Source organism: Brucella grignonensis (assembly GCF_002252505.1).
In the GTDB taxonomy this organism is placed as follows: Bacteria; Pseudomonadota; Alphaproteobacteria; order Rhizobiales; family Rhizobiaceae; genus Brucella; species Brucella grignonensis.
Genome location: NZ_NNRL01000158.1, coordinates 11,990 through 37,645, shown reverse-complemented (window position 1 = coordinate 37,645; position 25,656 = coordinate 11,990). Strand labels below are relative to the sequence as shown.

The window sequence follows — 25,656 nt, the reverse complement described above, 5'->3', positions numbered from 1 at the left end:
AACATGACAGACGGGATTGAACAGGCAGAATGGCGACGCATGCAAGCGCCAGATATGGCGGGTGTAACGGCTGTGGCCAATGTTGTTCATCCTGATTTCTTCGAGGATGAGGCGGTCTTCCGGGACCGCTTCAGCATTTATCCGGCGGGTTGTTTTGTACTGGCACGCGGCAGTGAAATTCTCGGTTATGGCGTAAGCCACCCATGGAAACTTGATTCGGTTCCGGCACTTAATTCGGTGTTGAGTGAACTGCCCAATGACACCAGTACTTATTATATTCACGATATCGCGCTTCTGCCTGAAGTCCGTTCTGGCGGGCAGGCATCGCGTGTTGTCGAGCTGATGGCAGCGCAGGCCGAACGTGACGGCTTTGTCACCATGGCACTCGTCGCCGTTAATGGTTCGCAGGGCTTCTGGGAAAAGAAGGGCTTTGTCATCCGCGACGTGCCCGCGCTCGAAGAAAAGCTCAAAGGCTATTCGGATGAGGCGCTGTATATGGTCCGCGCTGGTTAGAGATCGCGGATATTCCGGTTCTCGCGGTCTGCAAATGGCACTTTTCTTTGCTTCCGGCACCCGATGATCATGGCTTAGGCCTCGCTGACCCCAAAATCTCAAACCATCAAGTCTGCTTTTCCACGTTTTCGTGAAAATATTCGCATTTATCGCATGAAAGAGTCGCGTAAGCGGGATTCAGTCTGTATAGAGACGAGGGATCAGCGCCCCGCGTTAAATAGTCGGGGCTGCGCGCGATCCTTGGGTTTTTATTGAACGGCTAAAGCCGGACCGAGGAGTTTTCTCAATGGCTAATGTGGTTGTCGTCGGGTCGCAATGGGGCGACGAGGGCAAGGGAAAGATCGTGGACTGGCTGTCCGAGCGCGCCGATGTGATCGTGCGCTATCAGGGCGGTCATAACGCGGGTCATACGCTTGTCATCGATGGCGTCAGCTACAAGCTTTCGCTTCTGCCATCCGGTCTTGTGCGTGGCAAGTTGAGTGTGATTGGCAATGGTGTTGTTGTTGATCCGCATCATTTCGTCATGGAAGTCGAAAAGCTGCGCGGTCAGGGCATCGAAATCACGCCTGAAGTTTTGCGCATCGCAGAAAATGCACCGCTTATCCTCTCGATCCATCGTGATCTCGACGCGATGCGCGAAGGCTCGAACTCGGGACTGAAGATCGGGACGACCAAGCGCGGTATCGGCCCTGCATATGAAGACAAGGTCGGCCGTCGCGCGATCCGCGTCATCGATCTAACCGAGCCGGATACGCTTGAGCCAAAGGTTGAGCGTCTGCTCGCCCATCACAACCTGCTGCGTCGGGGCATGGGTCTTGAAGAAATCTCAGTCAAGTCGATTCTTGAAGAGCTGACCTCGGTTGCAGACAAGATTCTCCCTTATATTGATCAGGTCTGGCGCGTTCTCGACGAACGCCGCAAGGCTGGCGACCGCATCTTGTTCGAAGGTGCGCAGGGCGCATTGCTCGATAACGACCACGGCACCTATCCGTTCGTAACGTCTTCAAACACTGTTGCCGGTCAGGCAGCTGCCGGTTCGGGTCTTGGTCCGACAGCAATCGGTTATGTCCTCGGTATTACCAAGGCTTACACCACCCGCGTCGGTGAAGGTCCGTTCCCAACCGAACTCGATGATGAAATCGGCGAATTCCTCGGCACCAAGGGTCATGAATTTGGCGTGGTGACGGGTCGTAAGCGTCGCTGCGGCTGGTTTGACGCCGTTATCGTGCGCCAGACAGTTCGCACGTCGGGCATTACCGGTATCGCACTGACCAAGCTTGATGTTCTCGATGGTCTCGAAGAAATCAAGATCTGCGTAGCCTACGAGCTTGACGGCAAGCGCATTGATTATCTGCCGTCGTCGATGGGTGCGCAGGCTCGCGTTAAGCCGATTTATGAAACGCTGCCAGGCTGGTCAGAAACGACAGCCGGTGCACGTTCGTGGAACGATCTTCCGGCGCAGGCTGTCAAATATGTCCGGCACATCGAAGAACTGATCGGCGCGCCGGTTGCCATGCTCTCGACCAGCCCGGAACGTGAGGACACGATCCTCGTAACCGATCCATTCCAGGATTAGAGCGCATCCCGAAAAGTGTGAAACGGTCTTCGGACAAAGATGCGCGTTGAGACAAATGTTTAGAGCGCCGATCTGATCCAATCAGATGGAAATGCGTTCTAATCGGCCTGAGGCTTGTTCCTCTTTCAAAGAAAACACCCGGTTTGCTGTTATGGCTGACCGGGTATTTTTTTAAGGTTTTTTCGCGATCATTTTGAAAGGGCTCACTTAATCGTTGTTCTGGGCTTTGCTTTCCATTGATTATTGTGATTATTGAGACATTTATTGCATCTCGTACTCGCGGAAACTGGGTAAGACGGCATGGCAGATTTTGTAGCGGTTCTGAAAAAGACAATCGATGCGCAGGCAGACAAATCGCCTGAACTGCGCCAGCGTGTCTATGCAAAGGCACGCGCGACGATTGAACAGAAGCTTGTGACGGCAAATGCCTCGCAAGTTGTGGCTGTTCGCCAACGCAAAATCCTCGAAGATGCTATTGAAGAAGTCGAGGCGTTTTACGCTCCGCCAGCATCGAAACCTGTGGTCGAAGAACCGCAGACCGATCCGCTGGAAGATTTTCTGCACGAATCAACGCGTTCGACGCGAATGTCGTCCTATGATGATGAAGGTCCGGTTTCGACTGAGCCTCGTTATTCCGACAGCGATGTCGATAGTGGCGATGATACTGCGCCAGTCCATTCCCGTAACAATGATGACTGGGCAGTTGAGCGTGATCGGGATGGTTCTGACGACACGGCATATGCCCGCCGCGGGGAATATGCAGATCGAGATGTACGCAAAGAAAAGCGCTCCTATACCGGCTTGGTCGTTGGTCTTGTTGCTCTTCTGGCCGTTGGCGCTGGAGGTTATGTCGTTTGGACCAACAAGGACAAGTTGCAGGAACTCGCATCTAGTCTTGGTCGCAGCGATGCTCCTGTAAGCGGAGATACCGGAGCCGCACAGCAACCTGCAGAACAGACACCGCCCGCCGGACAGACCGCAGGCAATGAGCAGCCGTCAAGCGAACAGACACCGCCGACATCACCTGAAGAGCAGAAGATGACGCAGCGTCTCATGCCGGATGGCAGTGAGACGGATGAAGGCCCATCGGGTGGTCAGGCGAGTGTTGGTGAAGGCAAGTCTACTGCCGCTTCAACACCAACACCTGAGCAGACCAACACGCAGACTCAGCCGCAATCTCAGCAGGCTGTCGCTGTTGGCCAGCAGGCGCTTCTCTATGAAGAACGCGGTGGCACGGAAACCGGTTCGGTCGAGCGTGGAAATGTTGTCTGGTCGGAGATCCAGGAAAGCCCGAGTGAAGGCGAACCAGCAGCACCTGCCATTCGCGCAAGTGTCACGATGCCTGACAGCAAGGTTGAGCTGAAGATGACGATCCGCAAAAATACGGATCAGTCGATACCTGCCAGCCATCTGATTGAAATGGTCTTCACTGTGCCCGATAATTTTGTTGGCGGTGTCGTCGATAATGTTCAGCGTATTACCTTCAAGGATACTGAACAGGCAGCGGGCAACCCATTGATCGCTGTGCCGTCGAAGATCGCGGATAATTTCTTCATTATCTGGCTCAATGACGCAAAGACTGCGCAAGATACCAATCTTTCGCTGATGCGTCGTCTGCAGTGGATCGACATTCCGGTTTCCTACCGCAATGGTCGCCGTGCTCTGATCAGTCTTGAAAAAGGCGTTCCCGGCGAGAAAGTTTTCAACGACGTTCTGGGCGCCAGCTAAAAGTCAGAGCCGAGAATCAAAAAAAGGCCGCTTAAAGCGGCCTTTTTCTTTCAGTGCGGTTGATTATTTCTTTTCAGAGAATGCCTTGATTGCCTTGGCGACTTCGTTTGCAGCAGTCTCAGCAGTGTCAAAGCCACCGAGTTCTACGACCTTACGGCCTTCTGGAAGTTGCTTGTAGACACGGAAGAAGGCTTCCAGGCGCTGCTGCTCGATCTTTGGTAGGTCAGTGATTTCCTTGATGTTGTCATAGGTAGGGTCGATTTTCGACGTTGGTACAGCCACGATCTTGTCGTCGGTTTCACCGCCGTCGATCATCTTCAGAACGCCAATAGGGCGGACCTTGATGATAGCGCCCGGAACGATAGGCTCACGCGTATAGACAAGTGCATCGAGCGGATCACCGTCGCCAGCGAGCGTGCTGGTGATCGAACCGTAATTGGCCGGATAGATGACTGGCATGGACTGGTAGCGATCAACAACGATGTGGCCGGTCTTGTCGTTGATTTCGTATTTGGTGAAGCTGCCCTGAGGAATTTCAATGGCTGTGAAGAACTCTTTCCCATCCTGTTCTTTCTGAGGATAGTCGAGATAAGAAACATATTCAGATGCAGAGACGGCGGTCGCAGCGGTGAGAGCGAAAGCTGCAGCGAGCAGGAGCTTTTTCATGAGATGACCTTCAGGCTTGGGTGAAATACACCTGTTGCCTAAAGCCATTGCATCACAGTTATTTGGCGTTTTTTTATCGGTTTCGTGACAGTCGTATGAGATATGCTCGCTAATTTTGTCATGCTTTAAAAGCAAACTGCCGCAAAATGGAACGATCCACTTGCGGCAGGGATTGGTTTCAAAGAGTGCAGAATTTTAAGCGTGAGCTTCCTCGACATGGTTCAACGCCTTCTGCTGTTTGATGGCCGCAGCCTTGACCGCAGCCTGTACTTTTTCAAAAGCGCGCACTTCAATCTGACGCACGCGTTCACGGCTGATGCCAAATTCACCGGAAAGGTCTTCCAGCGTCATTGGGTCTTCCGACAGGCGGCGAGCCTCAAAAATGCGGCGTTCGCGTTCGTTGAGCGTGTCCATGGCCTGTTCGAGCAGCGAGCGGCGGCTTTCCAGCTCGTCCTGTTCGATCAGCACCTGTTCCTGGCTGCTGCTGTCATCGACCAGCCAATCCTGCCATTCGCCCGATTCACCTTCACTGGCGCGCAGAGGCGCATTGAGCGAAGCGTCACCCGAGAGACGGCGGTTCATGGAAACCACTTCTTCTTCGCTGACCTGTAGCTTGGTCGCAATCTGCTTGACCTGATCGGGGTTGAGATCGCCATCGTCGAGCGCCTGAATTTTGCTCTTCATCTTGCGCAGATTGAAGAACAGGCGCTTCTGATTGGCAGTCGTGCCCATCTTCACAAGGCTCCACGAACGCAGGATATATTCCTGGATCGAGGCCTTGATCCACCACATGGCATAAGTTGCCAGACGGAAGCCGCGTTCTGGTTCAAAGCGCTTGACGGCCTGCATCAGACCGACATTGCCTTCCGAAATCACTTCGCCGATCGGCAGTCCATAGCCACGATAGCCCATTGCAATCTTCGCAACGAGGCGAAGATGGCTTGTCACCAGCTTGTGGGCAGCCTTCGGATCGGTATGTTCATGATAACGCTTCGCCAGCATGTATTCTTCCTGCGGCTGAAGCATTGGGAAACGACGAATTTCTTCAAGATAACGGGTAAGGCCACCGTCACCGGACGTAATGCTGGGGAGATTAACCTGGGCCATAGAGCACCCTCCTTTATAATTTCAGGCTCCCATCTGGCGAACCTGTCGCGGGGGCTGCCTCCTGCACTTCCCTCACGCGAGCCTCCATATATAGGCACGATTTTGGCAAAAACACGATCTTTAAACTCATGAAACAATCTGTCACTAGAATGTGAACAGCAAGGGAGCACATGCGTCAACGATGCTCCGATATGCGCCCCTGCTTAAACCATTTCATGCATGGCCTCATACATGGCCCAAAACGAGCCGATATTCTTTGTAAGCTTATATAGAGTAGCTGCGGAAACTTTCCAGAAGGTGCTCCATATCTTCCGGCATTGCTGCTTCAAAGCGCATAAGCTCTTCGGTTGCAGGATGTGTGAAAGCGAGCAGCCATGCATGCAGTGCCTGACGGTGGAAGCCGTGTACCGCGTTCTTTAGCGGCTCTGGCAGTTTGTTGGCTTTGGTTTTGTATGCACTGCCATAATCCATATCGCCAACGAGCGGATGGCCGATATGGGCCATGTGAACGCGTATCTGGTGTGTGCGGCCTGTTTCAAGGCGGCATTCAACGAGTGAGGCGAGGGCGGTTGCATCTTCCTGCGGCGCGAATTTTTCAATCGTCACATAGTGGGTGACTGCGTGTCGCGCGTCTTCGCGTTCTTCACTGACGACGGCCTGCTTGGTGCGATCACGATGTGAGCGGCCAAGATGGGCATCAATCACGCCTTGAGGACGTTCCGTCATGCCCCATACCAGTGCTAGATAGGCGCGTTCGAGATCGCCGGTGCGGCCATGGTCGGCGAACTGTTCGCTCAGGTGGCGATGCGAATGGTCGTTTTTCGCAACAACCATAACGCCGCTTGTGTCTTTATCGAGGCGATGAACGATACCCGGACGGCGTACACCACCGATGCCCGACAAGCTATCGCCACAATGATATATGAGGGCATTAACAAGCGTTCCTGTCCAGTTACCGTTGCCCGGATGGACAACAAGGCCAGAGGGCTTGTTGATAACGATGAGATCATCGTCTTCATAGAGAATATCCAGCGGGATGTTCTCGCCTTGCGGGTCGGCAGGTTCAGGCTCTGGCAGCACGATGGCAATCTTCATGCCTTCGCGCAGCTTTTGCTTTGCGCCGCTGGCGGGAACACCATCGAGGGTCACATGACCCTCAGCAATCAGGGACTGGACGCGACTGCGGGAGAGTTCCGGCCCCAATGCTGCGGCCAGCCACTGGTCTAATCTTTTGCCCGCAGCGTCTAGGTCGGCAATTAGTTCTTTCAATTGTCTCTTCCCTTCGTTATCACGCGCCCACGCGGGTGCATGAACCGGAGTCATTTAATGCAGGATCCACACTATCCCCGATATCAGAATCAGCAGGATTCAGGATATCAGGACTATCAGCAGGGCTATTATCCGGAACAACAACAGCCGGAACCCCCGCTTGATCCAGCGATGGAGAAAGTCCGTCGCAAGATGATCCGTCTGCTTGCAGTTTCAATCGGTGTTATGTTGATTGGTCTTATGGCTGTGCTTGTCGCAGTTGTCTACAAGATCAATCGCGCGCCGGACGCAAGCGAAACCGAAGCTGCGCGTTCTGACATTCCGGGACAAGCCGCAATTGCACCAACGCAGCCTGAACCAGTCAAGCTGATTGAATCGCAGATTGAGCTTGCGCCGGGCACGCGCCTGTTGTCGCAGAGCCTTTCCGGTCAGCAGCTTTCGCTGGAAACTTTGCTGCCAGATGGCGGTACTGAGATTATCGTTTACGATTATCGCGAGTCTCGTATCGTTGGCCGCATCAAGCTTGGCAATGTCGAGTAATTATGCGTTTGAGGGCGGCAGTTCTGTCGCCCTTCTCAATTTCAGCCGGCATTGCGCTTTTGCCCCGTCAGGTCTATATCAGCGAAAGCTACTTGGCTCTGCGCCCATCGTCTAGCGGTCAGGACGGCGCCCTCTCACGGCGCAAACAGGGGTTCGATTCCCCTTGGGCGTACCAATGATTTCGACACCTTCAATTAAATCGGCCTGTGTTCGCAAATTAACGTCTGATCCACTTGGTGAGACGTTCGCATACTTGCTGACTGTGGCGACCCGGCCCTCCTGCATTCGACGCAAACGTTGCTTAAAGAGTTGGATAAATGGCATTAAGCCATTACAAGTCTACTCCTGATCACAGACATATCGACGACAGTTGAAGAGATAAATACTGAGGGTGAAAATGCGTCATACGAAATACTCTGCTGTCTTGTGTGCTGCTTTAGGAGTTTACGTATTCCCCCAGGTTCCAGCACTGGCTCAGGCTGGGTTTGACTGTGGTAAAGCTTCGACCACAACGGAAAAGGCAATTTGTTCTAAGCCAGACATTGCCGAAGCAGATCGCGCTATGTCGATTGCTTATTCTGCACTGATTGAAAGAGCCGATCCTGTATTGAAGGAAGCACTTCGCACCGATCAGAGCGCCTTTATCAAGATTCGGGCTGAAGCTTTTGAAAGCAATTTATCTAATCTGGAAAATAGACTGACCGGTTTGCTTGATCGGACAGACATGCGTGCAGAATTCCTCAACTGGATTTCAGTCACAGATAACTCATCTCTTGAAGGCAAATGGAACAATGCATGGGGTGCCATTGAGGTAGAAAAGAAGCCATCAGGCCAACTTGCTGTGAATGTCAATGTTGCAGATCAGGCCAATGGGACATGGGTGTGCAGTTTCGAGGGTGTGCTTGAGCAGAAATCGGCTGGTGAAGCCGAATTTAAGGGGGAGGGCGGTCCTCTGGTGTTACGCCTGCAAGGAGCAACGCTGAATATTCCGACCCCGTTTTGCGATGAAACTACGTCAGGTGGCTTTGGCACCGCGGCCGGTACCTATTTTCGGGTGGGTGCACCATGACCAAGGGTGACTGCTCACGATGATGCCTCGGCTAGAAAGTCTTATCCAGTTGAAACTCCACGGTATGAATAATGGCTGGAATGGGGTTGCTGGTTCGGTTTGAGAACATATTCGGGAAATTGGCAGGGCATGGATCAGGCAAAACCTATCAGGAAGCAAAATTGGTGCTTCTCGGCGATTATATCCCTGATCTTTGGTGCAATAACCGCTTTCATTTTCTTTTATCTTGTTTTCTTCGGCGTCGGTAACGACGGCTATATCGTCTTTTTCTGTGTTTACACGGCGCCGGTAGGAATTGCTTTTGGTCTTTGGGGCCTGTTTTACTGGCACAGCTTTGTCGCATTCATCGGCATTGTACTGAGCCTCTCGCCGCTCGCCTATTTTTGAATTTCAGTTGTGAGAGATATGCATTGTGCTGAAAGGAAATGAGGCGGCTTAGGCGCAGGATAAAAATGGCCTGGGGAGATGTTCTCCATTCCAGTTGCAAAAATTTGCAACTGGAGCCTTGCCGGTGCATAATCCTGGAATGAGTGAATCGTACAAGAAGCCCGATTATGAGCAGGAGTTGAGGCAGGCTGGTGTTCGCATTACGCGACCGCGCCGTATCATCCTGAACATATTGACCGAAACGGAAGATCACCCGGATGCGCTGGAGATTTTCCGGCGCGCGGTTGAGATCGACAACAGCATTTCGCTATCGACTGTTTATCGAACAATGAAACTGCTGGAAGAGCTCGGTGCTATTCACCGCCATGCCTTTGCTGGCGGGCCGTCTCGGTTTGAGCAGGCGAGCGGTGCCCATCATGACCATATCATCGATATGGATAGCGGTGATGTGGTTGAATTTCGCTCCGATAAGATTGAAAAATTGCAGGAAGAAATCGCCCGTTCGTTGGGGTATGAGATCGTTCATCACCGTCTCGAACTTTATTGCAAAAAAATTAAATCCTGAGGGAACCAAATCTTTCAGCTGGCGTTCTGGGGATATGAAGCCTGCCACCCGCCCCGCACGCAGTCTTCATTGTCCCCTTCAATCTCCCCGTATGAAGTGGACAGCGAGAATGCCGCGCAGACGCCCCCCGTTTATGCAGCTGGCATTCCGCATATTCAGAGTAAAGCCGTTGTGGTAAAGACCATAACGGCTTTTCTTTTGTCGCACGGAATGGATTGATGTGCCGGATCGGCCTGAATACTTAAGCTTGCATTTTAAGAATCGAATTGTTCTGCGGGAACCGTAAGAGAATAGACCGCCCCCGTGCCATCCACGCGGTACTCAGCATGGCCACCCACTGCAGAGGGAACAATGCGCTGCAGAACGGCGCTGCCAAAGCGTGGATCGTGCTGATAGACTTCGGGCATGGACGGATTGGTTTCTTCCCAATGAAAAACCAGCTCCTCGTCGCCCTTTTGCGTGCGTTGGATTTTTGCAGAGATGACGACGCGGCCATAAGGGATCGAAAGCCCACCAAAAGACGTCGCATTGATGATCAGTTCATGCAGAGCAAGCCCAACATGCAATGCAGCTCCGGGAAACAGATAAGGATTGTCACTTTCGATGATCAGGCGCTCGTCGTTAATGTCGATATATTTCTCGATCTGCGAGCGAACAAGATCCAGAAACAATGCGCCATGCCAATTGGAATCAGTCACCAGATCTTGGGAATAGGAGAGTGACTGGATACGGCCGCGGAATTTTAAAAGGAAGTCATCGACAGAATCAGTGAAACGAGCCGTTTGGCTGGCGATGCTCTGCACAATGGCGAGCAGATTTTTGGAGCGGTGACTGACCTCACGCAACAATGTTTTCAGCACTTGTTCGCGGCGTTTCAACTCGCTGATTTCAAGAGCCGTGGTGACCAGCCCAAGTACATTACCATCAGAATCGCGATCACAATCAATGTGAAATTCTATCCAGCGAAGCTTGTCGCCATCATTGATAGCCAGTTCGACATTCTGTGCAGTTCCGGTCTCAAGTGCTGTGCGCTTGGCGTGATCAAGCCGTGACATGGATGTCGAAAAGATAAAATCGCAGTCCTGCCCACCGGCTTTCCATCTCTCCTGCCAGTAGGAAGGGATGTTCTCACCCCACGCATAAATTAGATCAGGTGTTTGATAGAGAACGCAAACATTGCTGTTTCGCACGGCCCTTAGCAATGCGCGTAAACGTGAAGCATCCGACTCTGTTTCATTGAGAGATGGGTTTGCTGCTGTCATGAATGCCTCAACTGCCGCCCGCTGTAGAATGAAAACAGTTTGGTGATCGATAAAATCGTGTTCTGAAATGATGAATTCAATAATATCTGATTGTTGTGAAGACGGATGATCGCGCCCTTGTCCAAGACCGTATAACGATAGGATATGTCTGGGGGCTGGATGAGGGCTAAAATCAGCCCTCCACCCACAGCCTTCTTTCTATGCGTTATGCTTTGCGGATAGCCGACGCGATCAGCGATACGACGAGCAGTGCAAGGAATACGAAGAACAGAATCTGTGCAATGCCAGCTGACGCACCAGCGATGCCGCCAAAGCCCAAGGCACCCGCCACCAGAGCTATTACGAGAAAAACGACAGCGTAATAAAGCATTTTGGGTCTCCTCTTCATTGATTGAAAAGGAAACGTCCAGTGTATGCTTTTGGTTCCTTGGAATAGACAATTTGCAGGTCCAGACCCAAAAAATCACGTGTTTTCAAGCGAGTGATTGTTTACTGAAAGCCAATGCCCCTGAAAAGCTTCTTTCTTTAAGGGGGCACTGACTAAACAACTCTATCTTGTGGTTTTAGGCTGCGACCTGAGCGGCTTCCTCAAAAAACAAAGCCTGGCTGATAAGTGCTTTGACCATGTCGGGATTGAACGGCTTCGTCACAAGGAAGGTCGGCTCAGGCCGCTCACCTGTGAGCAGGCGTTCCGGGAATGCTGTAATGAAGATCACAGGAACGGTATCGTCCTGAAGGATTTCATTGACTGCATCGATACCCGAGCTTCCGTCGGCCAGCTGGATATCTGCAAGCACCATGCGTGGCTTTTCTCGCTTATAGAGCGCGAGTGCTTCGTCCTTGGTGCGCGCGATGCCAACCACTTCATGGCCCAAGCTTTCGACCATCTGCTCGATGTCCATGGCGATCAGCGGTTCATCTTCGATGATCATGATGCGGGTCGCGACTTGTTTGGAGATTTCCGTAGAAGCCGCTGCCAGAATCCGGCCAAACTCACCTTCTTCCAATTCGAGAATCTCGGCCGCCTCACGATCATTGAAGCCTTCGACTGCAATGAGCAAAAAGGCTTGGCGGGGCAGAGGCGCGATATGGGACAAATTCTGTGTTGCCTGCTTTTCCCATGCGAATTCAGAAGCAGGTTCGGGTATCTGGATAGATGCCGTTTTATAGAGATTGCAGAACAGCCGATAAAGAGCAATCCGGTCGGCGGATGCAGGCGGGAAGATGCTGATATCGGCGATCAACGCTTCCAATGTAGCTGCTACATAGGCATCACCTGATGCCTGCGAACCCGTCAGGGCGCGCGAAAAACGGCGAAGATAGGGAAGGTGCGGCGCAATACGCGTCGATAACGTCATGGTTCTTGGACTCCTCAGTGCCGCAATTCTTGTTTTTTAACATTTACTGTCAGGCCCGAGCGCCTTTGGAGAATGTTATAGAGCGCGGCATTATGGTACGAAAACGTCACCGCCTGAAAATAGTTCCACGAGAGAGTAACAATTCGGGGAACTTTTTGCGAGTGGGCGCATTTAACCTGCGAATGCTGGGGCTTGGTATTATTGAAACAGGGCTTAATGCCTAGAATGTACAAGAGATGACGAACAAGAAAAACCTTCAAGCGAACGGGGCTCGGATACGGCTCAACGGGCGCGTCCGGAAGGACATTTTGGGGCCGAACTGTGAAGTCGGCTTAAAACTCAAGGCGCTTTATACCTCGATACAGGACGAAACAATTCCAGATCGTTTTCTCGATCTTTTGGAAAAACTTGATCGGGCTGAACAGGAGAGTACGCGTGAGCAGAGCACTGGTTCCGTCGGCTGAGGAGATGGCGCAATTCAAGCGTGAACTCCTGGCATCGTTGCCGAGTCTGCGTGCGTTTGCAATTTCGTTGATCGGTCAGCATGACCGCGCTGACGATCTCGTTCAGGATACAATAATGAAGGCGTGGGCCAAGCAGGAATCCTTTGAGTTGGGAACCAACATGAAGGCCTGGCTATTTACGATCCTTCGTAATGAATTTTACACCCAGATGCGCAAACGTGGTCGTGAAGTGCAGGACACCGATGGTGTGTTTAGTGAGCAGCTCGCGGTGCATCCCTCACAATATGGCACGCTGGATTTGCAGGATTTCAAGGCAGCTCTCGAGCAGTTACCCGATGATCAGCGTGAAGCAATCATTCTGATTGGTGCGTCTGGCTTTGCCTACGAAGAAGCTGCCGAAATCTGTGGATGTGCAGTTGGCACGATCAAAAGCCGCGTCAGCCGGGCCCGCGCACGTCTGCAGGAGATATTGCAGATCGAAGGCGATGCAGACTACGGACCTGATGCCAATTCCTCCCGCGTGACTTTGAGAAACTTTGCTTAGAGTGTTCCGACGCATAACTGTTTGACACTTTTGCTGGAAATGCGTCGAGGCCTTTTTAAGCATTAGCTACTTGAAGATTTCTCTCTACTAATATTTGCTTGCGAGACCAGCGTCGGTGATCCGCAATGTTTGTCAGCGCCGGTTTGCGGCTTCAAAATGTTGCGGCGCCAACCGTTTTCGGCGCCTTGGCATGCGAGGCTTAAGCGTAATAGTTTTATCATGGATTGACCTTTGGCATCAGCCTTTTCAAATCGTCTTTTAAAGCCTTCCTTTCGGCCGATAGCATTCATCGTGTCGCTTAGCCTGGTCCTGCTCTCGGCGTTGATAACCCTGTTCCTTTCCTACGGCGTTAACAATCAGGTCGTTGATATTTCGAAGAATTTTGAACTGCGTGAGCAAGTAGGCCGGGTCACGCGCATCGCCTATAATATTGAGATGAGTCGCCGCGGCTATCTTCTGACACTGGATGATGCCTATCTCGAGCTTTACCAACGCTCTATCGTCAATATCGATCAGACGCTCTCTGATCTTGCTTTGTTGACGGAGGGTAATCCGCAACAGGATGCGCGCGTTAAAAAGATCAAGGCGCTGGTCGAGCGTGCACATGATGATGTGCGAACCACAGTCAATCTCGCCAAGGCAGGTAAGGTTCAGGATGCGATTGAAAAAGTGCGCGGTGATGAGGGCAGGGTTCTCATGGACCAACTTTCCGAAACCGTATCGCAGTTTATCGCCATTGAAGAACAGGAGTTGGCCGAGCGCAATGCTCATATTGACCAGATGCGTTACTGGCTGACTGCAACTTCGATTGTCGCACTTGCCTCTGCCGTTATGCTGAGTTTTTTACTTTTTTCCCGGGCCCAGCGGGCGGCGCGTGTTCTTTTTGAAGGTCAGTCGGTCTTGCTATCGGAAAAAGAACTTCTTGAACAGCGTGTGCGCGAGCGGACAGCCGAGCTGGAGAAAGAACGAGCCATTGCCGAAAGAGAACGGCGGCGTGTCGAAGTGCTTTTGCAGGACTCCAACCATCGTATTGGAAATTCCCTGGCGACTGTTTCGTCGTTGCTTGGATTGCAATTGCGGCAGACACGTAGTGAGGAAGCGCGTGCCGCCCTTTCTGCGGCCCGTGATCGTGTGCAGACGGTTTCCACTGCCCACCGCAGGCTTCGGCTTGGAGAAGATATGGAATCGACACGTATCGACGAATTCCTTGAAACGGTCATTGCGGATATTCGCAACGCTATCGGTGTAGACCGCAAGATCAGCTTTCAGACTGATTTCGCACCGATCGACCTTAAAGCACGGGATGTCACCACCGTCGGTATCATTTTAGGCGAACTCATTACCAATGCCGTCAAGCATGCCTTCAAGGGCCGGGATGAGGGACAGATTGCAGTGAGCTTCAAATATGACGATAAGACAGGAATACCGGCGCTGATTGTTGAAGACAATGGCGTTGGCTGGCAGAGAGACGACGCGGAGAACGCCAAAGAGCGGAGCGGGCTCGGAACGCTGGTCGTTGAGCAGCTTTGCATGCAGTTCGGCGAAAAGCCTGTCTATGAAATCTCGGAAAGCGGCTCCGGCACACGTGTCATTGTTCGGCTTTCCTCACTTGCCAAAGCAAAAGAAGATCAGGAAACCGAACTAGCCGGATAAAAGACAGCTCCCGATGACCGGAGCGGTTTCAGTTATGATTCAATCGTTGGAACCGCTCTAATTAACTTGTTTTCACCATGCCCCCCAAGGGACGCGGCGGATTTCCCCTCTGGCTTTGTCGAAGTTCGCTCAAGGAGGAATAACTCCTCATCGCTCACTTCTCCTCGCCAGCGTCAAAATCCCGCTCGCGCCGCTGATAAGTTAAATCATCACCACGGCCTAATCACGCGAGTTGTTCTTTTGTGAGTGGCGTTTCTTCTTGTCAGAAAGCAGGCTGATGAGGGCAATGCCTGCGAGTGGCAATGCTACTGCCAGTATCGGACGTTTCAAAATGGATGGGACCGTGGCCATTGCAGCGGTTGCCATTAGAGCTGATTTGTCTGCTTCAATGCGCTGCTTGCGTTTCTTCTCTTCTGACGCAGCCTGAATTTTCAGAACTGCAAGAATGAGCATAGCGAGGATCAATGACAGGCCTGCAAGAATAAGCGCCGCAATCGGCCCGCCGTAATTTTCCGCAAGAGCCAGAAAAGCTGCGACGCAGAGAAACACAACAGCGATAAGGCCGAAGACGGCGATCACCGCTCCCAAAATGGCGGCACGCTTGGCTCGTCCGGTGAGGAGCTCGAGTTCTTCACCGACAAGGGATGTCACGACTGGCGCCAAATGTTTCAGCATGGCGCGGATCAGCGACGCGAAAGGAGGGCGAGCAGATAACCAACGCCCAGAGCGGTAGCGAGCGATGCAATCGGTCGGGCGCGTATCGTCTCTGTCAATTGAGCTTCGACGTCCTGCGCCTTGTTTTTGAGGTCACCTACCACGTCTTCGCTCTGCACATATGCGCTTTTGTAGGTTTCCTTGGCAGTGCGCTTCGCATCGCGGACGGTTTGTGAACCGAGATTGGCCAAGGTGGCAGCAATGGCTGCAATATCTTCCTTGAGTTGCTCGACCTGCGCCTGAAGGTTTTCGGTTGTCGAATCCGTCAGCGCTTCTTCGAGTTTTTCGTCGATCTTCCGCGTATTTGTTGTTCCGCGCGCCATATCAGGCCTCCTGTTCGATCTCTGGTTTGCAGCATATGTTGCTCAACCGGGATAACGTTATTCAGGCCCAATGGTTGCATGTAAGCCGCAGGTCAGCAACTCAATGCAAGACCTACTGCTCGTCATGGTAAATATCCCAGAATGTCCGCGCCGACCTTAAGCAAGCAGGAGGTAGGCAGCACCGAGCAAGGTGATGAAAGCCAGACCGTAATGAGATGGCTTCAACAGCCGCTGCTGCACAGGCAATGGGTCATCATTGCCTGCCATGGCCGTGCGCGCTGCATTTTCGAGGGTCTGAATGTCCTTGAACATCATTGGCATGTCCTCCCGCAGACCCGTGCAAACCATAAGGCGTGCCGGGTTTGTCCATCTTGTTTGTATCACGTCTGATTTGGAGTTTTTATGCAACAGGTATTTCTTCTGTGGTTCCGATCATTTTTGGACCCTCTAACGTGGGGAAATATAACAAAATTAAAAACATGACTTGCATCATCATGTTAATGGGAGTTAAGAAAAATCCCGATAAGCGGCGCGACGGTCTGCATGAACGATCTGTCATGAGCACTCGGACCTGAATAATCAAAAGGCGAACAAGATGACTGGTTTCTGGCGAAAAGGCTTCACGGCTGCGGCGATGGGCGTGGGGCTGCTGGCATTTGCGGGTTCTGCACTTGCGCAAAGCGCGTCCGAGCCAGCTGTCAATAATTCGGCTGTTACAAATCCTACACCGACGACGCCGACACCAAACAATGCCGCGCCAACTGTTCTGGCACCAGCTGCGCCGACTGCTCAACAGCCAGCTGCTGCACCTTCCTCGACCCCATCAAACGAACCTGCCGCAGCTCAACAGGTAACGCCCGAAGCGGCGCAGCCAGTAACACCTGCGGAAGCTGCGCCTGCATTCGTCTTGCCACATGATCTTTCGCCTTGGGGCATGTTCATGGCCGCTGATTGGGTGGTTAAGTCGGTCATGATAGGTCTTGCTCTGGCATCGCTTGCGACCTGGACGGTTTGGGTTGCAAAATCCCTTGAGCTTGCTGGTGCGCGCAGCCGCGCCAAGCGGGCCATGAAGGTGATCGGCCATTCGGCGACGCTTTCTGAGGCTGTCCGGTCTCTGGATGGTGCGAAAGGCCCTGCCGCAATTCTGGTGCGTGCTGCCGAAGATGAAGTTCGTCTCTCCGGTCCGGCATTGGCGCGTGCAGGCGGTGAAGGTCTTAAAGAACGCGTCTCTTCGCGCCTGTCGCGTATAGAAGCAAAGGCTGGTCGTCGTCTTTCCAAAGGCACAGGCATTCTGGCAACCATCGGGTCGGTTGCACCTTTCGTCGGTTTGTTCGGTACTGTCTGGGGCATCATGAACTCGTTCATCGGTATCAGCCAGGCACAGACGACTAACCTCGCCGTCGTCGCTCCCGGTATTGCGGAAGCGTTGCTTGCAACGGCTATCGGCCTTGTGGCTGCTATCCCTGCTGTTGTGATCTACAACGTGTTTGCTCGTGCGATCACAGGCTATCGTCAGCTTCTGGCGGATGCGTCTGCCGGTGTTGAGCGCCTTGTGAGCCGCGATCTCGACTTCAAGACTGCAGGTGTGCCGGAAGGCAAGCTGCACGCTGCGGAGTAAGCAAGATGGCTGGAAAAATTCGCGAAGGCGGTGGCGACGATCTTGAGTTGAACCACGAGATCAACGTGACGCCGTTCATCGATGTCATGCTGGTTCTCCTGATCATCTTCATGGTTGCAGCACCTTTGGCAACGGTCGACATCAATGTCGATCTTCCGGCATCAAGCGCAACACCTGCGCCACGCCCGGACAAGCCGATTTATGTGACGCTCAAGGAAGACCTGACCGTCAGTGTTGGCAATGACACGGTGGTCCGTGAAGGTCTCGGACCCAAGCTCGACATCGTGTCGGAAAAAAACAAGGAAGCCCGCGTCTTCCTGCGTGCCGACAAGAATGTTGGTTATGGTGAGCTGATGCGCGTGATGAACCTGCTGCGTGAAGCGGGTTATCTCAAAATCGCGCTTGTCGGCCTTGAAACACTGGGAGCTGCCACGCCCGATGGTTCTGCACCTGCGTCAGCTCCAGCTCCGGCCATCCAGGGAGCGCAATGATGGATCGACTCCCGCCCGAACATCCCCCTATAAAGAATGTGGCGTCGACCGACAGCCATCATCATTCCTTCTGGCATGATGCAGGGCGTTGGCTCGGTGCGGGTATTATCGTTCTTAGCGTTCATGCCGCTGGCGCCTATGCCGTGCATTTGACGAAAGAGGAAGATCAGCCGGATGGCGCGCAGGTCGCGGCCATGGTGATCGAACTTGCGCCAGAACCTGAAGCTCCGATGGAAGAGGTGGCTTCTGAGGCTCCACAGCAGGAAACAGCTGCAGAGCCTGAAGAACAGGTTGAACCAGAACCCGTACCGGAAGAAATCAAGGAACCGGAGCCTGAGCCGGAACCCGTGCCCGAAGAAATCAAGGAGCCGGAAGAAGTGATTCCGGATGTGGTTGAAGCTCCGAAGCCGGAAGTGGCTGTGCCGCTGCCGGTAGAAAAGCCTGAGCCAAAGCCAGAAAAGAAGGTTGAAAAGCCCAAGCCTGAGAAGCCGAAGCCGGTGCAGAAGGTTGAAAAACCTAAGCCCAAGAAGGCGGAGCCTGCCAAGGAAACCCGTCAGGCAAGTGCGCCACGTATGGATGCCGATAATGGTGCGAAGGCAGCAGCCAATCGCCGTGGTGAAAATAATGCTTCTGCAGGCGTTAGTTCGGCCAAATGGACGTCCAAATTGCGAGCCCATATGGCACGTAATGTTCGCTTCCTGCAGCGCAAAGCGAGCAGGAACTCCAGAGGGCTTGTCCAGGTGACGTTCGTCATCGATCCATCCGGCAATGTGCTTTCCGCACGTCTTGCCGGTTCGTCGGGAGATCCGACAGTGGATCAGCTGGCGTTGGAAGCAGCGCGGCGGGCTTCTCCCGTTCCTGCGCCGCCGGCAGCAATGGCCAAAGCCCGGATGCCGATTACCTTGCCACTACTCTTCAAGTAAGCCAGCATCATCTCTCAAAAAGCCGGTCTGTTTTCAGACCGGCTTTTTAAATTTTTGCTCTGTGGTTCGGTAATTTATTCAGATGACAGTGCCACTGCTGGAAGGAGCCGGGAAGCTTTGCGTGCTGGAAGAAAGCCAAATACCAGCCCTGTTGCAAATGCACAGGCAAAGGCAAGAAGTACGGGACCTGCACTGAACCCGACAGGCGCACCTGCCCAAGATATGATTGCAGCCGTGCTGACGCCCAGAATCACCCCGACAGCACCACCAATCGCCGAGACGGTCAGTGCTTCGGTGATGAACTGAAGAAGAATGTCGCGGCGGCGCGCGCCTGTTGCCATGCGGACGCCGATCTCTCGCGTGCGCTCTGTCACGCTCACAAGCATGATATTCATCACCCCAATCCCGCCGACCAGCAGCGATATTGCTGCCACCGACCCCAGAAACAGGGTCATGGTCGATCCCATGGCTGCTGCATCATCACGAATCGACGACATGTTGGTGATCATGGTATCGCGCTGCTTGTGGCGCCGGTCGAGGAGCTCCTGGATTTGATCCTGTGTTGTGTCGATCAGATCCGCATCTTTCACCTGGACGGTAATTGTGCGGACATATTTCTGGCCAAACAGCCGGAGATTTCCGGTCGAAAGCGGGACGATCACCACATCGTCCTGATCAGAGCCTCCAAAGCCTGCGCCTTTCGATTCCAGTGTGCCGATCACCTGAAAGGGTATTTTCTGGATCAGAATATATTGCCCGATCGGATTCGAGCCATCAGAGAATAAGGTTTTGACGACAGTCGAACCAAGCACCGCGACCGGTGCATAGGTTTCCATGTCATGCTCGGTGATGAAGTCGCCGGTCGCGACTTTCCAGGATTTTGCCTCAGAGAAGGCTGCGACTGTGCCATTGGCTTGTGATTGATAGTCAACATTACCGCGTCGCAAAGTGACACTGCCTGTAACTTCTGGCACTGCCGTTTTTACATTTGGCAATTGCAGGATAGCATCGGCATCTGCCGGGACAAGTGTCGCGACGGAGCCAGAGCCCCGAAAGCCGGGCATGGATGGCCGGATGAGTACCAGATCGGTGCCCATCGCATTGATGCGATCGAGGATAGAGTTTTGCGCGCCCGTACCAATTGCAAGCATGGTGACGACGGAACTCACGCCGATGATGATACCGAGCAAGGTCAGGATCGTGCGGAAAATATTGGCACGCAGGGCGCGCATCGCCATTTTGACCGCTTCAGAAATATCGGCGATCTGCGCGCTGCCGCTTTCAGTTATTCTTTGCAGCGTTTTGGGCGCATCGCCTTCTGGCATTTCGCGCTTGGTCGTGTCGGACAGGATCTGTCCATCACGGATTTCGATCAGTCGGTCTGCCCGTTCAGCAACTTCGCGGGCGTGGGTGATGACGATGATCGTGTGGCCCTGTTCATGCATGGAGCGCAGCAGCGCCATGACATCTTCACCGCTCTGGCTGTCGAGCGCACCAGTCGGCTCGTCCGCAAGAATGATGCGTCCACCATTCATCAGGGCACGGGCAATGGAGACACGCTGCTGTTGGCCACCGGAAAGCTGGTTGGGGCGATGGTCCAAACGGTCGCCAAGCTTCAGCGAACTGAGAAGTTCGGCCGCACGCTCGTGGCGTTCAGCGGCGGGCATGCCAGCATAGATCGCCGGAACCTCGACATTCTCCTGCGCGGTCGATGTTGCAATCAGATTGTAGCTCTGGAAGACGAAGCCGAAAGTACGACGGCGCAACGCGGCCAGCTCGTCTGCATCTAGAGTTGATACATCTTCGCCGTCCAGCAGATATTCGCCGCCGCTGGGACTGTCGAGACAGCCCAGAATATTCATGAGCGTCGATTTGCCCGATCCGGACGCACCCTTGATAGCGACAAACTCACCGGCGCGTATATCAAGCGTGATGCCGTGCAGAACCTCAACCGCGAGATCGCCATTGTGATACGTCTTGCGGATATTCTGCAATCTGATGAGGGGAGTGTCGTGCATGGCTTCGTTCATAGCTGATCCCATCAGAAGAACATGCCGCCGGGCCTGCGATTGCGCTGGGTCGAGCCTGCCGTCGCCGATGCAGAGGTAACAACAACCTTGTCGCCTTCTTCAAGCCCACTCTTGATCTCGGCCTGTACGCGGTTGCGAACACCGACTTCTACGGTGCGCTCTTCAGTGGAGCCACTTTTATCGACAACCTGAACAGTGGTCTGTGGTTTGCCCGAGCCCTCACGCTTGGAATTAAGCGCTGCGGTCGGAACAATCAGCACATTGTCGGCGTGATCGAGAACGAAATAGACCTGTGCGCTCATATTGATCATGAGTTCGCCCGTTGGATTGGGGACGTCGAACAGCGCATAATAGAGAACAACATTGTTGTCGGTCTGCGGCGTTGGCTTGATCTGACGCAACGTGCCGGTAAAGCGCTTGTCAGGCTGGCCCAGCAACGTAAAATAAACCGGCATATTGGGTTTCAGCTTGCTGATATCGGCTTCAGAGACTTGTGCCTCGACCGTCATCACCTTGAGATCCGCAACCGTGACCACCGTAGGTGCACTTTGCACCGCGTTCAGCGTTTCGCCTTCCTTGGCGCTCTGGTCAACGACTGTGCCGACCATGGGGCTGTAAATCTTGGTGTAACCGAGATCTACCTTGTCACTGGCAAGCTGTGCTTCCTGCTGGCGGATTTGCGCACTCAGAGCTTTCACATCGGCTTCCGCCACTGCAAGATCGGCATCAGCCTGATCAATGGTCGATTGCGATGCGTTGCGGGTGGCAAGCAGCGAGCGCTGGCGGGCCGCATTGGACTTCTTCAATGTCAGCTGCGCCTGTTTGCTTAGGAGCTGGGCTTTAAGGTTATCAAGCTGTGCGCTCGCAATCTCGACCTTCTTTTCAAACGGCGAGGGGTCGATTTCAGCAATCAGATCACCTTGCTTCACTTCGTCGCCGATCTCCACCTTGACGCTTTTCAGCTGACCGGAGACCTGCGCGCCGACATTGATGCTGCGCAGCGCGCTCAGCGTACCAACTGCTGTGATCGAGTTTTCGATGTTTCCGCGTTCTACTGTTTCAGCCAGATAGGTGCTTTTCTGGCTGCTGGCTTCTCGACCGCTTAGGAAGTACCAGCCCGCACCCAGGGCAACGGCTGCTATTGGCAGCCAGATCCACAAGTGGCTCCGACCACGCGGTGCGCGTTTGGCTGATGCGGTCTTTTTTTGACCTGCCGGAAGTGAATCGGTGGATTTAAGCACCCTGTAACCTCTGAGAATTCTATGTCAAATAACTGTCTAGGAGCGATTCTATCTGAGACTGAATCGTCGGAACCATTCCAGTTTATTTTCTCTACGCATTATCCTTACGCAAAACCGCTTCGCACTTTTGCGGGAAATATTCCAAGCGGATATCTATGCCTACAGACTCAAGAATTCATCTTAATTATTTGTCATGCGCCCAATGGTCGTAGTCTTCGGGCTTGCGCTGAACGGACCCTGGTGAGTGCAAATAAAAAAGCCGGAACGAGGTTCCGGCTTTTTATCAGGATTGTTGGATCGCTTGATCAGGCTGTTCCGGTTGAACCAAAACCTCCGGCACCACGTGCTGTTTCGCTGATTTGTGAGCGCTCCTCAATTTTTGGCTGAACGACAGGTGAGAAGACGGCCTGTGCAATGCGCATACCGCGTTCAATGCGAAAATCGTCGTCACCGAGATTAACCAGAAGCACTTTTACTTCACCACGATAATCTGAATCGATGGTGCCGGGCGTGTTGAGGCAGGTGATGCCGTTCTTGAATGCGAGGCCCGAACGAGGCCGGATCTGCACTTCATAGCCTTCCGGAATTTCGAAGATCAGCCCGGTTGGCACCAGGGTACGCCGCCCCGGCAGCAATACGATCTGGCGGTCTTCGGCGACAGCGGCACGAAGATCCATACCAGCGGAACCGGACGTTTCGTAAGCGGGGAGTTCAAGGCCTTCCGCATGTTCGAGGCGGATGATGCCGAGCGTAGGCGTGGAAGAGGATGCTGCGGTCATGAGGGAGCCTTTCATACGGGAATTCAAATTGGCGACGCTCATACGTTAAATTGCACCAAAGGTGTACCGCCTATTTGACGTTTTGCAATGATAGTGCGGCACTGGATCATGCTTATACACGATGAGCTGCTGTTTTCAGGCGTTTCAATCCCGTTCCAACGGTACGGCGGTGGTTTCTTTGATCTCTTCCATAACGAAAGAAGCCGACACATCTGACAGCGGAACGCTGGCAATAAGGCGCTGATAGAGCCGATCATAGGCTTTGACGTCAGCGACACGCGCTTTAAGGACATAATCCAGATCGCCGGTCATGCGATAAACTCCAACGATTTCCGGGAAACGCCCCATGGCACCGCGAAATTTCGTCAACCAGTCAGGATCGTGGCTTGATGTGCGAACCAGAATAAAGACGGACAGACCGCAACCGGCCATCTCGGCATCGACAAGAGCGACGCGCGCCTTGATGATCCCTTCATCCTCCATGCGCTTGACACGTCGCCAGCAGGCATTGCGCGATAAGTGTACCCGTTCAGAGAGAGAATCAACGGAAAGAGTGCCGTCAATTTGCAGGTGATCCAGGATTTTCCGATCAATTTCATCGAGAAATGGTTTCATGTTGGGATAATTGTCCCAATAAACCGTATTTATCAAGGACAAATTGAGATTTCATCTCGTCTTCTTTTGCTAAAATGATTTTCCAGAAAGGCGCAGTCTGCGCCGCTTAACGGGAACAAATTACTCATTGACGGGAGTATTTCCAATGACGACACGTATTACACGCCTCTTTACCGAGCATCCGGAATCTGTCGATGAGACCTATTTTCAGCATATGGCCTTTGCCGGACGTTTTTCGTTCAAGCTTTTTTGTGCGGCCTTTGCAGCACTGATCCATGCAATTTTGCCATTTTTGTTCGAGAAGACGGCGAGCACAATCGTTCGCCAGCTTTACGAGCGGACGCATAACCGGGGCCGGTAAACACCGGATCAAAAATGTGTCGTTGGGCCGCCTATCTCGGACCTGAAACCTATCTGGAAGACATTATATCGTCTCCCTGCCATTCACTCGTGGCGCAAAGCCATGATGCGCATGAAGCCAAAACACGTACCAATGGCGACGGATTCGGTGTCGCCTGGTATGGCAATCGTGATGAGCCGGGTCTTTATCGGGATATCTTGCCCGCATGGTCCGACCAGAACCTCCGCAGTCTGGCGCGACAGATCCGGTCGCGCCTTTTTCTCGCGCATGTGCGAGCGTCGACTGGTGGACTAACCAGCCGTTCCAACTGCCATCCCTTCGTTTCCGGTCGCTGGAGCTTCATGCATAACGGCCAGATCGGCAATTTCGACCGGCTGCGTCGCAGGCTGGAAAGCCATTTGAGCGACGACGTCTATGGCCAGAAGCATGGCGCGACAGATTCAGAGCTGATCTTCCTGCTGATGCTGGAGTTTGGCTTGGATAGTGACCCTGCATTGGCCATGAAGCGGATGGTGGCAACGATTGTTGAAGAGGCGGTGCGTGCCGGTGTGCCGCCATTTCTGCGGCTGACCGCGGCGTTTTCCGATGGGAATCAGCTTTACGCGATCCGCTATGCGACGGATGCTTTTGCACCTACGCTTTATACCGCAACACTGGGCAGTGTATCCGGCATCTGTGTCGTGTCTGAACCACTTGACGGCGAAGCAGGAAATTGGATGGCAGTGCCGGCAAACAGCTTTGTCACTGTTTCCCGGCAGGGCCGGATCGCAATCGATGTCTTCGATGGACCGGTTTCCCTGCCGCACGATAGAATGACAGTTTAGGCGTTACCGATCAGTATGCCTGCTGCCAGAACGAGTGCGCCGCCGAACACGACCTGAAGGGCTGCGCGGAAGAATGGCGTTTCCATATAACGGTTCTGGATGAAGGCGATGGCCCAGAGCTCGAAGAAAACCAGAATTGTAGCGATGCTGGTTGCCGTCCAGAAATCCTTGATGAGATAGGGCAGGGTATGACCGAGGCCACCCAATGTCGTCATCACGCCGCAGGAAATCCCGCGCTTGATCGGGGAGCCTCGGCCTGAAAGCTTGCCATCGTCATGCACGGCTTCCGTGAAGCCCATCGAAATACCGGCGCCGACCGAGGCGGACAGGCCGACCAGAAAGGTCTGCCATGTATCCTGGGTCGCAAAGGCGGCGGCGAAGATCGGGGCGAGCGTTGAAACCGATCCGTCCATCAGGCCCGCAAGTCCGGGCTGGACATAGGTGAGGATGAACTGCTTGCGCTCGGCGGCGCGCTCCTCATCCTGCACATCGTTCGGTGTAAGTGTGTGCTCCAGCGACTCAGCCTTGGCTTCATGCTGCTTTTCCTGTTGGGCAAGGTCGCCCAGCAGTTTGCGGGTGTCTGCATCGCTGATGCGCTTGGCGGCCTCAACATAGAATCGATAAGCTTGTTCCTCCATTTCCGATGCAGCTTCGCGCACCTTGTCGATACCAAGCGGACGCACCAGCCAGTCTGGCTTGCGATCATAATAGCCGCTGACATGCTCGCGGCGGATCAGCGGAATCCGGTCGCCAAAGCGGGCCTTGTGCCGCTCGATCAGCGCATCGCGGTGGCCATGTTCTTCCGCCGCCATCTGTTCGAAGATTTTCGCCGATTGCGGAAACTCGTCACGCAAGCCGTCGGCATAAGCGAGATAGATGCGCGCATCGTCTTCTTCAGAGGATATGGCAAGTGCCAGAATTTCCTGTTCGGAAAGTGAATCGAAAGGACGTCGGTCGTTGCGGAAGAATCGGTTGAGCATTATGGGAATCCAAAGTTTAGAATGATTCTAAAATAGGCTTCAACAGATGGAAGTCA

Annotated in this window: 30 protein-coding genes and 1 tRNA gene; 16 read left to right on the top strand and 15 right to left on the bottom strand. The window is 53.3% G+C overall.

Annotation, left to right across the window (positions count from 1 at the left end):
- The first annotated feature begins 3 nt into the window (after positions 1–3).
- The 3 genes from CEV33_RS09825 to CEV33_RS09815 all read left to right on the top strand — a co-directional run bounded on the left by CEV33_RS09825 (position 4) and on the right by CEV33_RS09815 (position 3,817).
- The gene (locus CEV33_RS09825) at positions 4–513 is read left to right on the top strand and encodes a GNAT family N-acetyltransferase (RefSeq protein WP_094540325.1); all 510 of its coding nucleotides are present in this window, start codon (positions 4–6) and stop codon (positions 511–513) included.
- 286 nt (positions 514–799) lie between these two features.
- A complete protein-coding gene (locus CEV33_RS09820; protein WP_094540324.1) occupies positions 800–2,089 on the top strand; it encodes an adenylosuccinate synthase in 1,290 nt (429 codons plus the stop codon).
- Between the two features lie 300 nt (positions 2,090–2,389).
- The gene (locus CEV33_RS09815; RefSeq protein WP_094540323.1) at positions 2,390–3,817 is read left to right on the top strand and encodes a transcriptional regulator; all 1,428 of its coding nucleotides are present in this window, start codon (positions 2,390–2,392) and stop codon (positions 3,815–3,817) included.
- A 63-nt stretch (positions 3,818–3,880) separates the two neighbouring features.
- Here the strand turns inward: CEV33_RS09815 and CEV33_RS09810 are convergent, their stop codons facing one another.
- The 3 genes from CEV33_RS09810 to CEV33_RS09800 form a co-directional block, all read right to left on the bottom strand.
- Positions 3,881–4,483, bottom strand: a complete 603-nt coding sequence (locus tag CEV33_RS09810) for an inorganic diphosphatase (protein WP_094540322.1) — start codon at positions 4,481–4,483, stop codon at positions 3,881–3,883.
- A gap of 195 nt (positions 4,484–4,678) precedes the next feature.
- The gene (gene rpoH, locus CEV33_RS09805) at positions 4,679–5,590 is read right to left on the bottom strand and encodes an RNA polymerase sigma factor RpoH (RefSeq protein ID WP_094540321.1); all 912 of its coding nucleotides are present in this window, start codon (positions 5,588–5,590) and stop codon (positions 4,679–4,681) included.
- Positions 5,591–5,854: 264 nt separating this feature from the next.
- The gene (locus tag CEV33_RS09800; RefSeq protein WP_208620183.1) at positions 5,855–6,913 is read right to left on the bottom strand and encodes an RluA family pseudouridine synthase; all 1,059 of its coding nucleotides are present in this window, start codon (positions 6,911–6,913) and stop codon (positions 5,855–5,857) included.
- Between the two features lie 3 nt (positions 6,914–6,916).
- Here CEV33_RS09800 and CEV33_RS09795 point away from each other — a divergent pair, with 3 nt between their 5' ends.
- The 5 genes from CEV33_RS09795 (at position 6,917) to CEV33_RS09775 (ending at position 9,420) form a co-directional block, all read left to right on the top strand.
- The gene (locus tag CEV33_RS09795; RefSeq protein WP_094540319.1) at positions 6,917–7,399 is read left to right on the top strand and encodes a hypothetical protein; all 483 of its coding nucleotides are present in this window, start codon (positions 6,917–6,919) and stop codon (positions 7,397–7,399) included.
- 100 nt (positions 7,400–7,499) lie between these two features.
- Positions 7,500–7,574: transfer RNA gene (locus CEV33_RS09790), tRNA-Glu, on the top strand.
- Between the two features lie 222 nt (positions 7,575–7,796).
- Positions 7,797–8,468 (top strand): lysozyme inhibitor LprI family protein, encoded by a 672-nt coding sequence (locus CEV33_RS09785; RefSeq protein ID WP_094540318.1) that lies wholly within the window; start codon positions 7,797–7,799, stop codon positions 8,466–8,468.
- Between the two features lie 129 nt (positions 8,469–8,597).
- Positions 8,598–8,855, top strand: coding sequence for a hypothetical protein (locus CEV33_RS09780; protein WP_235818393.1), 258 nt, complete (start codon positions 8,598–8,600; stop codon positions 8,853–8,855).
- A 139-nt stretch (positions 8,856–8,994) separates the two neighbouring features.
- Positions 8,995–9,420 carry a Fur family transcriptional regulator gene (locus tag CEV33_RS09775; protein ID WP_024895691.1) on the top strand — a complete coding sequence of 142 codons (426 nt, stop codon included), beginning with the start codon at positions 8,995–8,997 and terminating at the stop codon, positions 9,418–9,420.
- A 254-nt stretch (positions 9,421–9,674) separates the two neighbouring features.
- On the opposite strand, the gene CEV33_RS09770 is transcribed toward CEV33_RS09775, so the two are convergent.
- From CEV33_RS09770 to CEV33_RS09760, 3 genes are all read right to left on the bottom strand, one after another.
- The gene (locus CEV33_RS09770) at positions 9,675–10,682 is read right to left on the bottom strand and encodes a sensor histidine kinase (protein WP_094540317.1); all 1,008 of its coding nucleotides are present in this window, start codon (positions 10,680–10,682) and stop codon (positions 9,675–9,677) included.
- A gap of 205 nt (positions 10,683–10,887) precedes the next feature.
- A complete protein-coding gene (locus tag CEV33_RS09765; protein ID WP_094540316.1) occupies positions 10,888–11,052 on the bottom strand; it encodes a DUF1328 domain-containing protein in 165 nt (54 codons plus the stop codon).
- 193 nt (positions 11,053–11,245) lie between these two features.
- Complete coding sequence (locus CEV33_RS09760; protein ID WP_094540315.1) at positions 11,246–12,040, bottom strand: response regulator; 795 nt, start codon at positions 12,038–12,040, stop codon at positions 11,246–11,248.
- Positions 12,041–12,276: 236 nt separating this feature from the next.
- On the opposite strand from CEV33_RS09760, the gene CEV33_RS09755 reads away from it, so the two are divergent.
- Together CEV33_RS09755 and CEV33_RS09750 are read left to right on the top strand one after the other, a co-directional pair.
- Complete coding sequence (locus CEV33_RS09755; RefSeq protein ID WP_094540314.1) at positions 12,277–12,504, top strand: NepR family anti-sigma factor; 228 nt, start codon at positions 12,277–12,279, stop codon at positions 12,502–12,504.
- Between the two features lie 4 nt (positions 12,505–12,508).
- Positions 12,509–13,048: an RNA polymerase sigma factor gene (locus CEV33_RS09750; RefSeq protein WP_094540313.1), complete on the top strand. Its 540-nt coding sequence runs from the start codon at positions 12,509–12,511 to the stop codon at positions 13,046–13,048.
- A gap of 62 nt (positions 13,049–13,110) precedes the next feature.
- Here the strand turns inward: CEV33_RS09750 and CEV33_RS23990 are convergent, their stop codons facing one another.
- A complete protein-coding gene (locus CEV33_RS23990; protein ID WP_167388142.1) occupies positions 13,111–13,338 on the bottom strand; it encodes a hypothetical protein in 228 nt (75 codons plus the stop codon).
- Here CEV33_RS23990 and CEV33_RS09745 point away from each other — a divergent pair.
- Positions 13,280–14,701, top strand: coding sequence for a sensor histidine kinase (locus tag CEV33_RS09745; RefSeq protein ID WP_094540312.1), 1,422 nt, complete (start codon positions 13,280–13,282; stop codon positions 14,699–14,701). The genes CEV33_RS23990 and CEV33_RS09745 overlap by 59 nt on opposite strands.
- Before the next feature lie 219 nt (positions 14,702–14,920).
- Here CEV33_RS09745 and CEV33_RS09740 read toward each other — a convergent pair whose 3' ends face one another.
- The 3 genes from CEV33_RS09740 to CEV33_RS23985 all read right to left on the bottom strand — a co-directional run bounded on the left by CEV33_RS09740 (position 14,921) and on the right by CEV33_RS23985 (position 16,053).
- Positions 14,921–15,376 carry a phage holin family protein gene (locus CEV33_RS09740; RefSeq protein ID WP_094540311.1) on the bottom strand — a complete coding sequence of 152 codons (456 nt, stop codon included), beginning with the start codon at positions 15,374–15,376 and terminating at the stop codon, positions 14,921–14,923.
- An 8-nt stretch (positions 15,377–15,384) separates the two neighbouring features.
- Positions 15,385–15,738 (bottom strand): DUF883 family protein, encoded by a 354-nt coding sequence (locus CEV33_RS09735; RefSeq protein WP_094540310.1) that lies wholly within the window; start codon positions 15,736–15,738, stop codon positions 15,385–15,387.
- Between the two features lie 156 nt (positions 15,739–15,894).
- Positions 15,895–16,053 carry a hypothetical protein gene (locus CEV33_RS23985; protein ID WP_164844641.1) on the bottom strand — a complete coding sequence of 53 codons (159 nt, stop codon included), beginning with the start codon at positions 16,051–16,053 and terminating at the stop codon, positions 15,895–15,897.
- A 280-nt stretch (positions 16,054–16,333) separates the two neighbouring features.
- On the opposite strand from CEV33_RS23985, the gene exbB reads away from it, so the two are divergent.
- From exbB to CEV33_RS09720, 3 genes are read left to right on the top strand one after another with little or no spacing between them, the layout of a single operon-like run.
- Entirely contained in the window at positions 16,334–17,356 is a 1,023-nt protein-coding gene (exbB, locus tag CEV33_RS09730) for a tonB-system energizer ExbB (RefSeq protein ID WP_094540309.1), read from the top strand.
- A gap of 5 nt (positions 17,357–17,361) precedes the next feature.
- Entirely contained in the window at positions 17,362–17,847 is a 486-nt protein-coding gene (exbD, locus tag CEV33_RS09725) for a TonB system transport protein ExbD (RefSeq protein WP_094540308.1), read from the top strand.
- On the top strand, positions 17,847–18,770 hold the full coding sequence (locus tag CEV33_RS09720; RefSeq protein ID WP_094540307.1) for an energy transducer TonB family protein: 924 nt from the start codon (positions 17,847–17,849) through the stop codon (positions 18,768–18,770). Before exbD ends, CEV33_RS09720 begins: the two co-directional genes overlap by 1 nt.
- A gap of 74 nt (positions 18,771–18,844) precedes the next feature.
- On the opposite strand, the gene CEV33_RS09715 is transcribed toward CEV33_RS09720, so the two are convergent.
- The 4 genes from CEV33_RS09715 to CEV33_RS09700 form a co-directional block, all read right to left on the bottom strand.
- Positions 18,845–20,788, bottom strand: coding sequence for a MacB family efflux pump subunit (locus CEV33_RS09715; protein ID WP_094540481.1), 1,944 nt, complete (start codon positions 20,786–20,788; stop codon positions 18,845–18,847).
- Between the two features lie 23 nt (positions 20,789–20,811).
- Positions 20,812–22,041 (bottom strand): efflux RND transporter periplasmic adaptor subunit, encoded by a 1,230-nt coding sequence (locus CEV33_RS09710; RefSeq protein ID WP_094540306.1) that lies wholly within the window; start codon positions 22,039–22,041, stop codon positions 20,812–20,814.
- 305 nt (positions 22,042–22,346) lie between these two features.
- Positions 22,347–22,820 (bottom strand): dUTP diphosphatase, encoded by a 474-nt coding sequence (gene dut, locus CEV33_RS09705; protein ID WP_094540480.1) that lies wholly within the window; start codon positions 22,818–22,820, stop codon positions 22,347–22,349.
- A 144-nt stretch (positions 22,821–22,964) separates the two neighbouring features.
- A complete protein-coding gene (locus tag CEV33_RS09700) occupies positions 22,965–23,435 on the bottom strand; it encodes an Lrp/AsnC family transcriptional regulator (protein ID WP_094540305.1) in 471 nt (156 codons plus the stop codon).
- Between the two features lie 145 nt (positions 23,436–23,580).
- Here CEV33_RS09700 and CEV33_RS09695 point away from each other — a divergent pair, with 145 nt between their 5' ends.
- Positions 23,581–23,796: a DUF6356 family protein gene (locus CEV33_RS09695; protein WP_064321024.1), complete on the top strand. Its 216-nt coding sequence runs from the start codon at positions 23,581–23,583 to the stop codon at positions 23,794–23,796.
- Between the two features lie 14 nt (positions 23,797–23,810).
- A complete protein-coding gene (locus CEV33_RS09690) occupies positions 23,811–24,620 on the top strand; it encodes a class II glutamine amidotransferase (RefSeq protein WP_094540304.1) in 810 nt (269 codons plus the stop codon).
- On the opposite strand, the gene mbfA is transcribed toward CEV33_RS09690, so the two are convergent.
- Complete coding sequence (gene mbfA / locus CEV33_RS09685) at positions 24,617–25,600, bottom strand: iron exporter MbfA (RefSeq protein ID WP_094540303.1); 984 nt, start codon at positions 25,598–25,600, stop codon at positions 24,617–24,619. The two genes, CEV33_RS09690 and mbfA, sit on opposite strands and share 4 nt — an antisense overlap.
- Between the last annotated feature and the right edge of the window lie 56 nt (positions 25,601–25,656).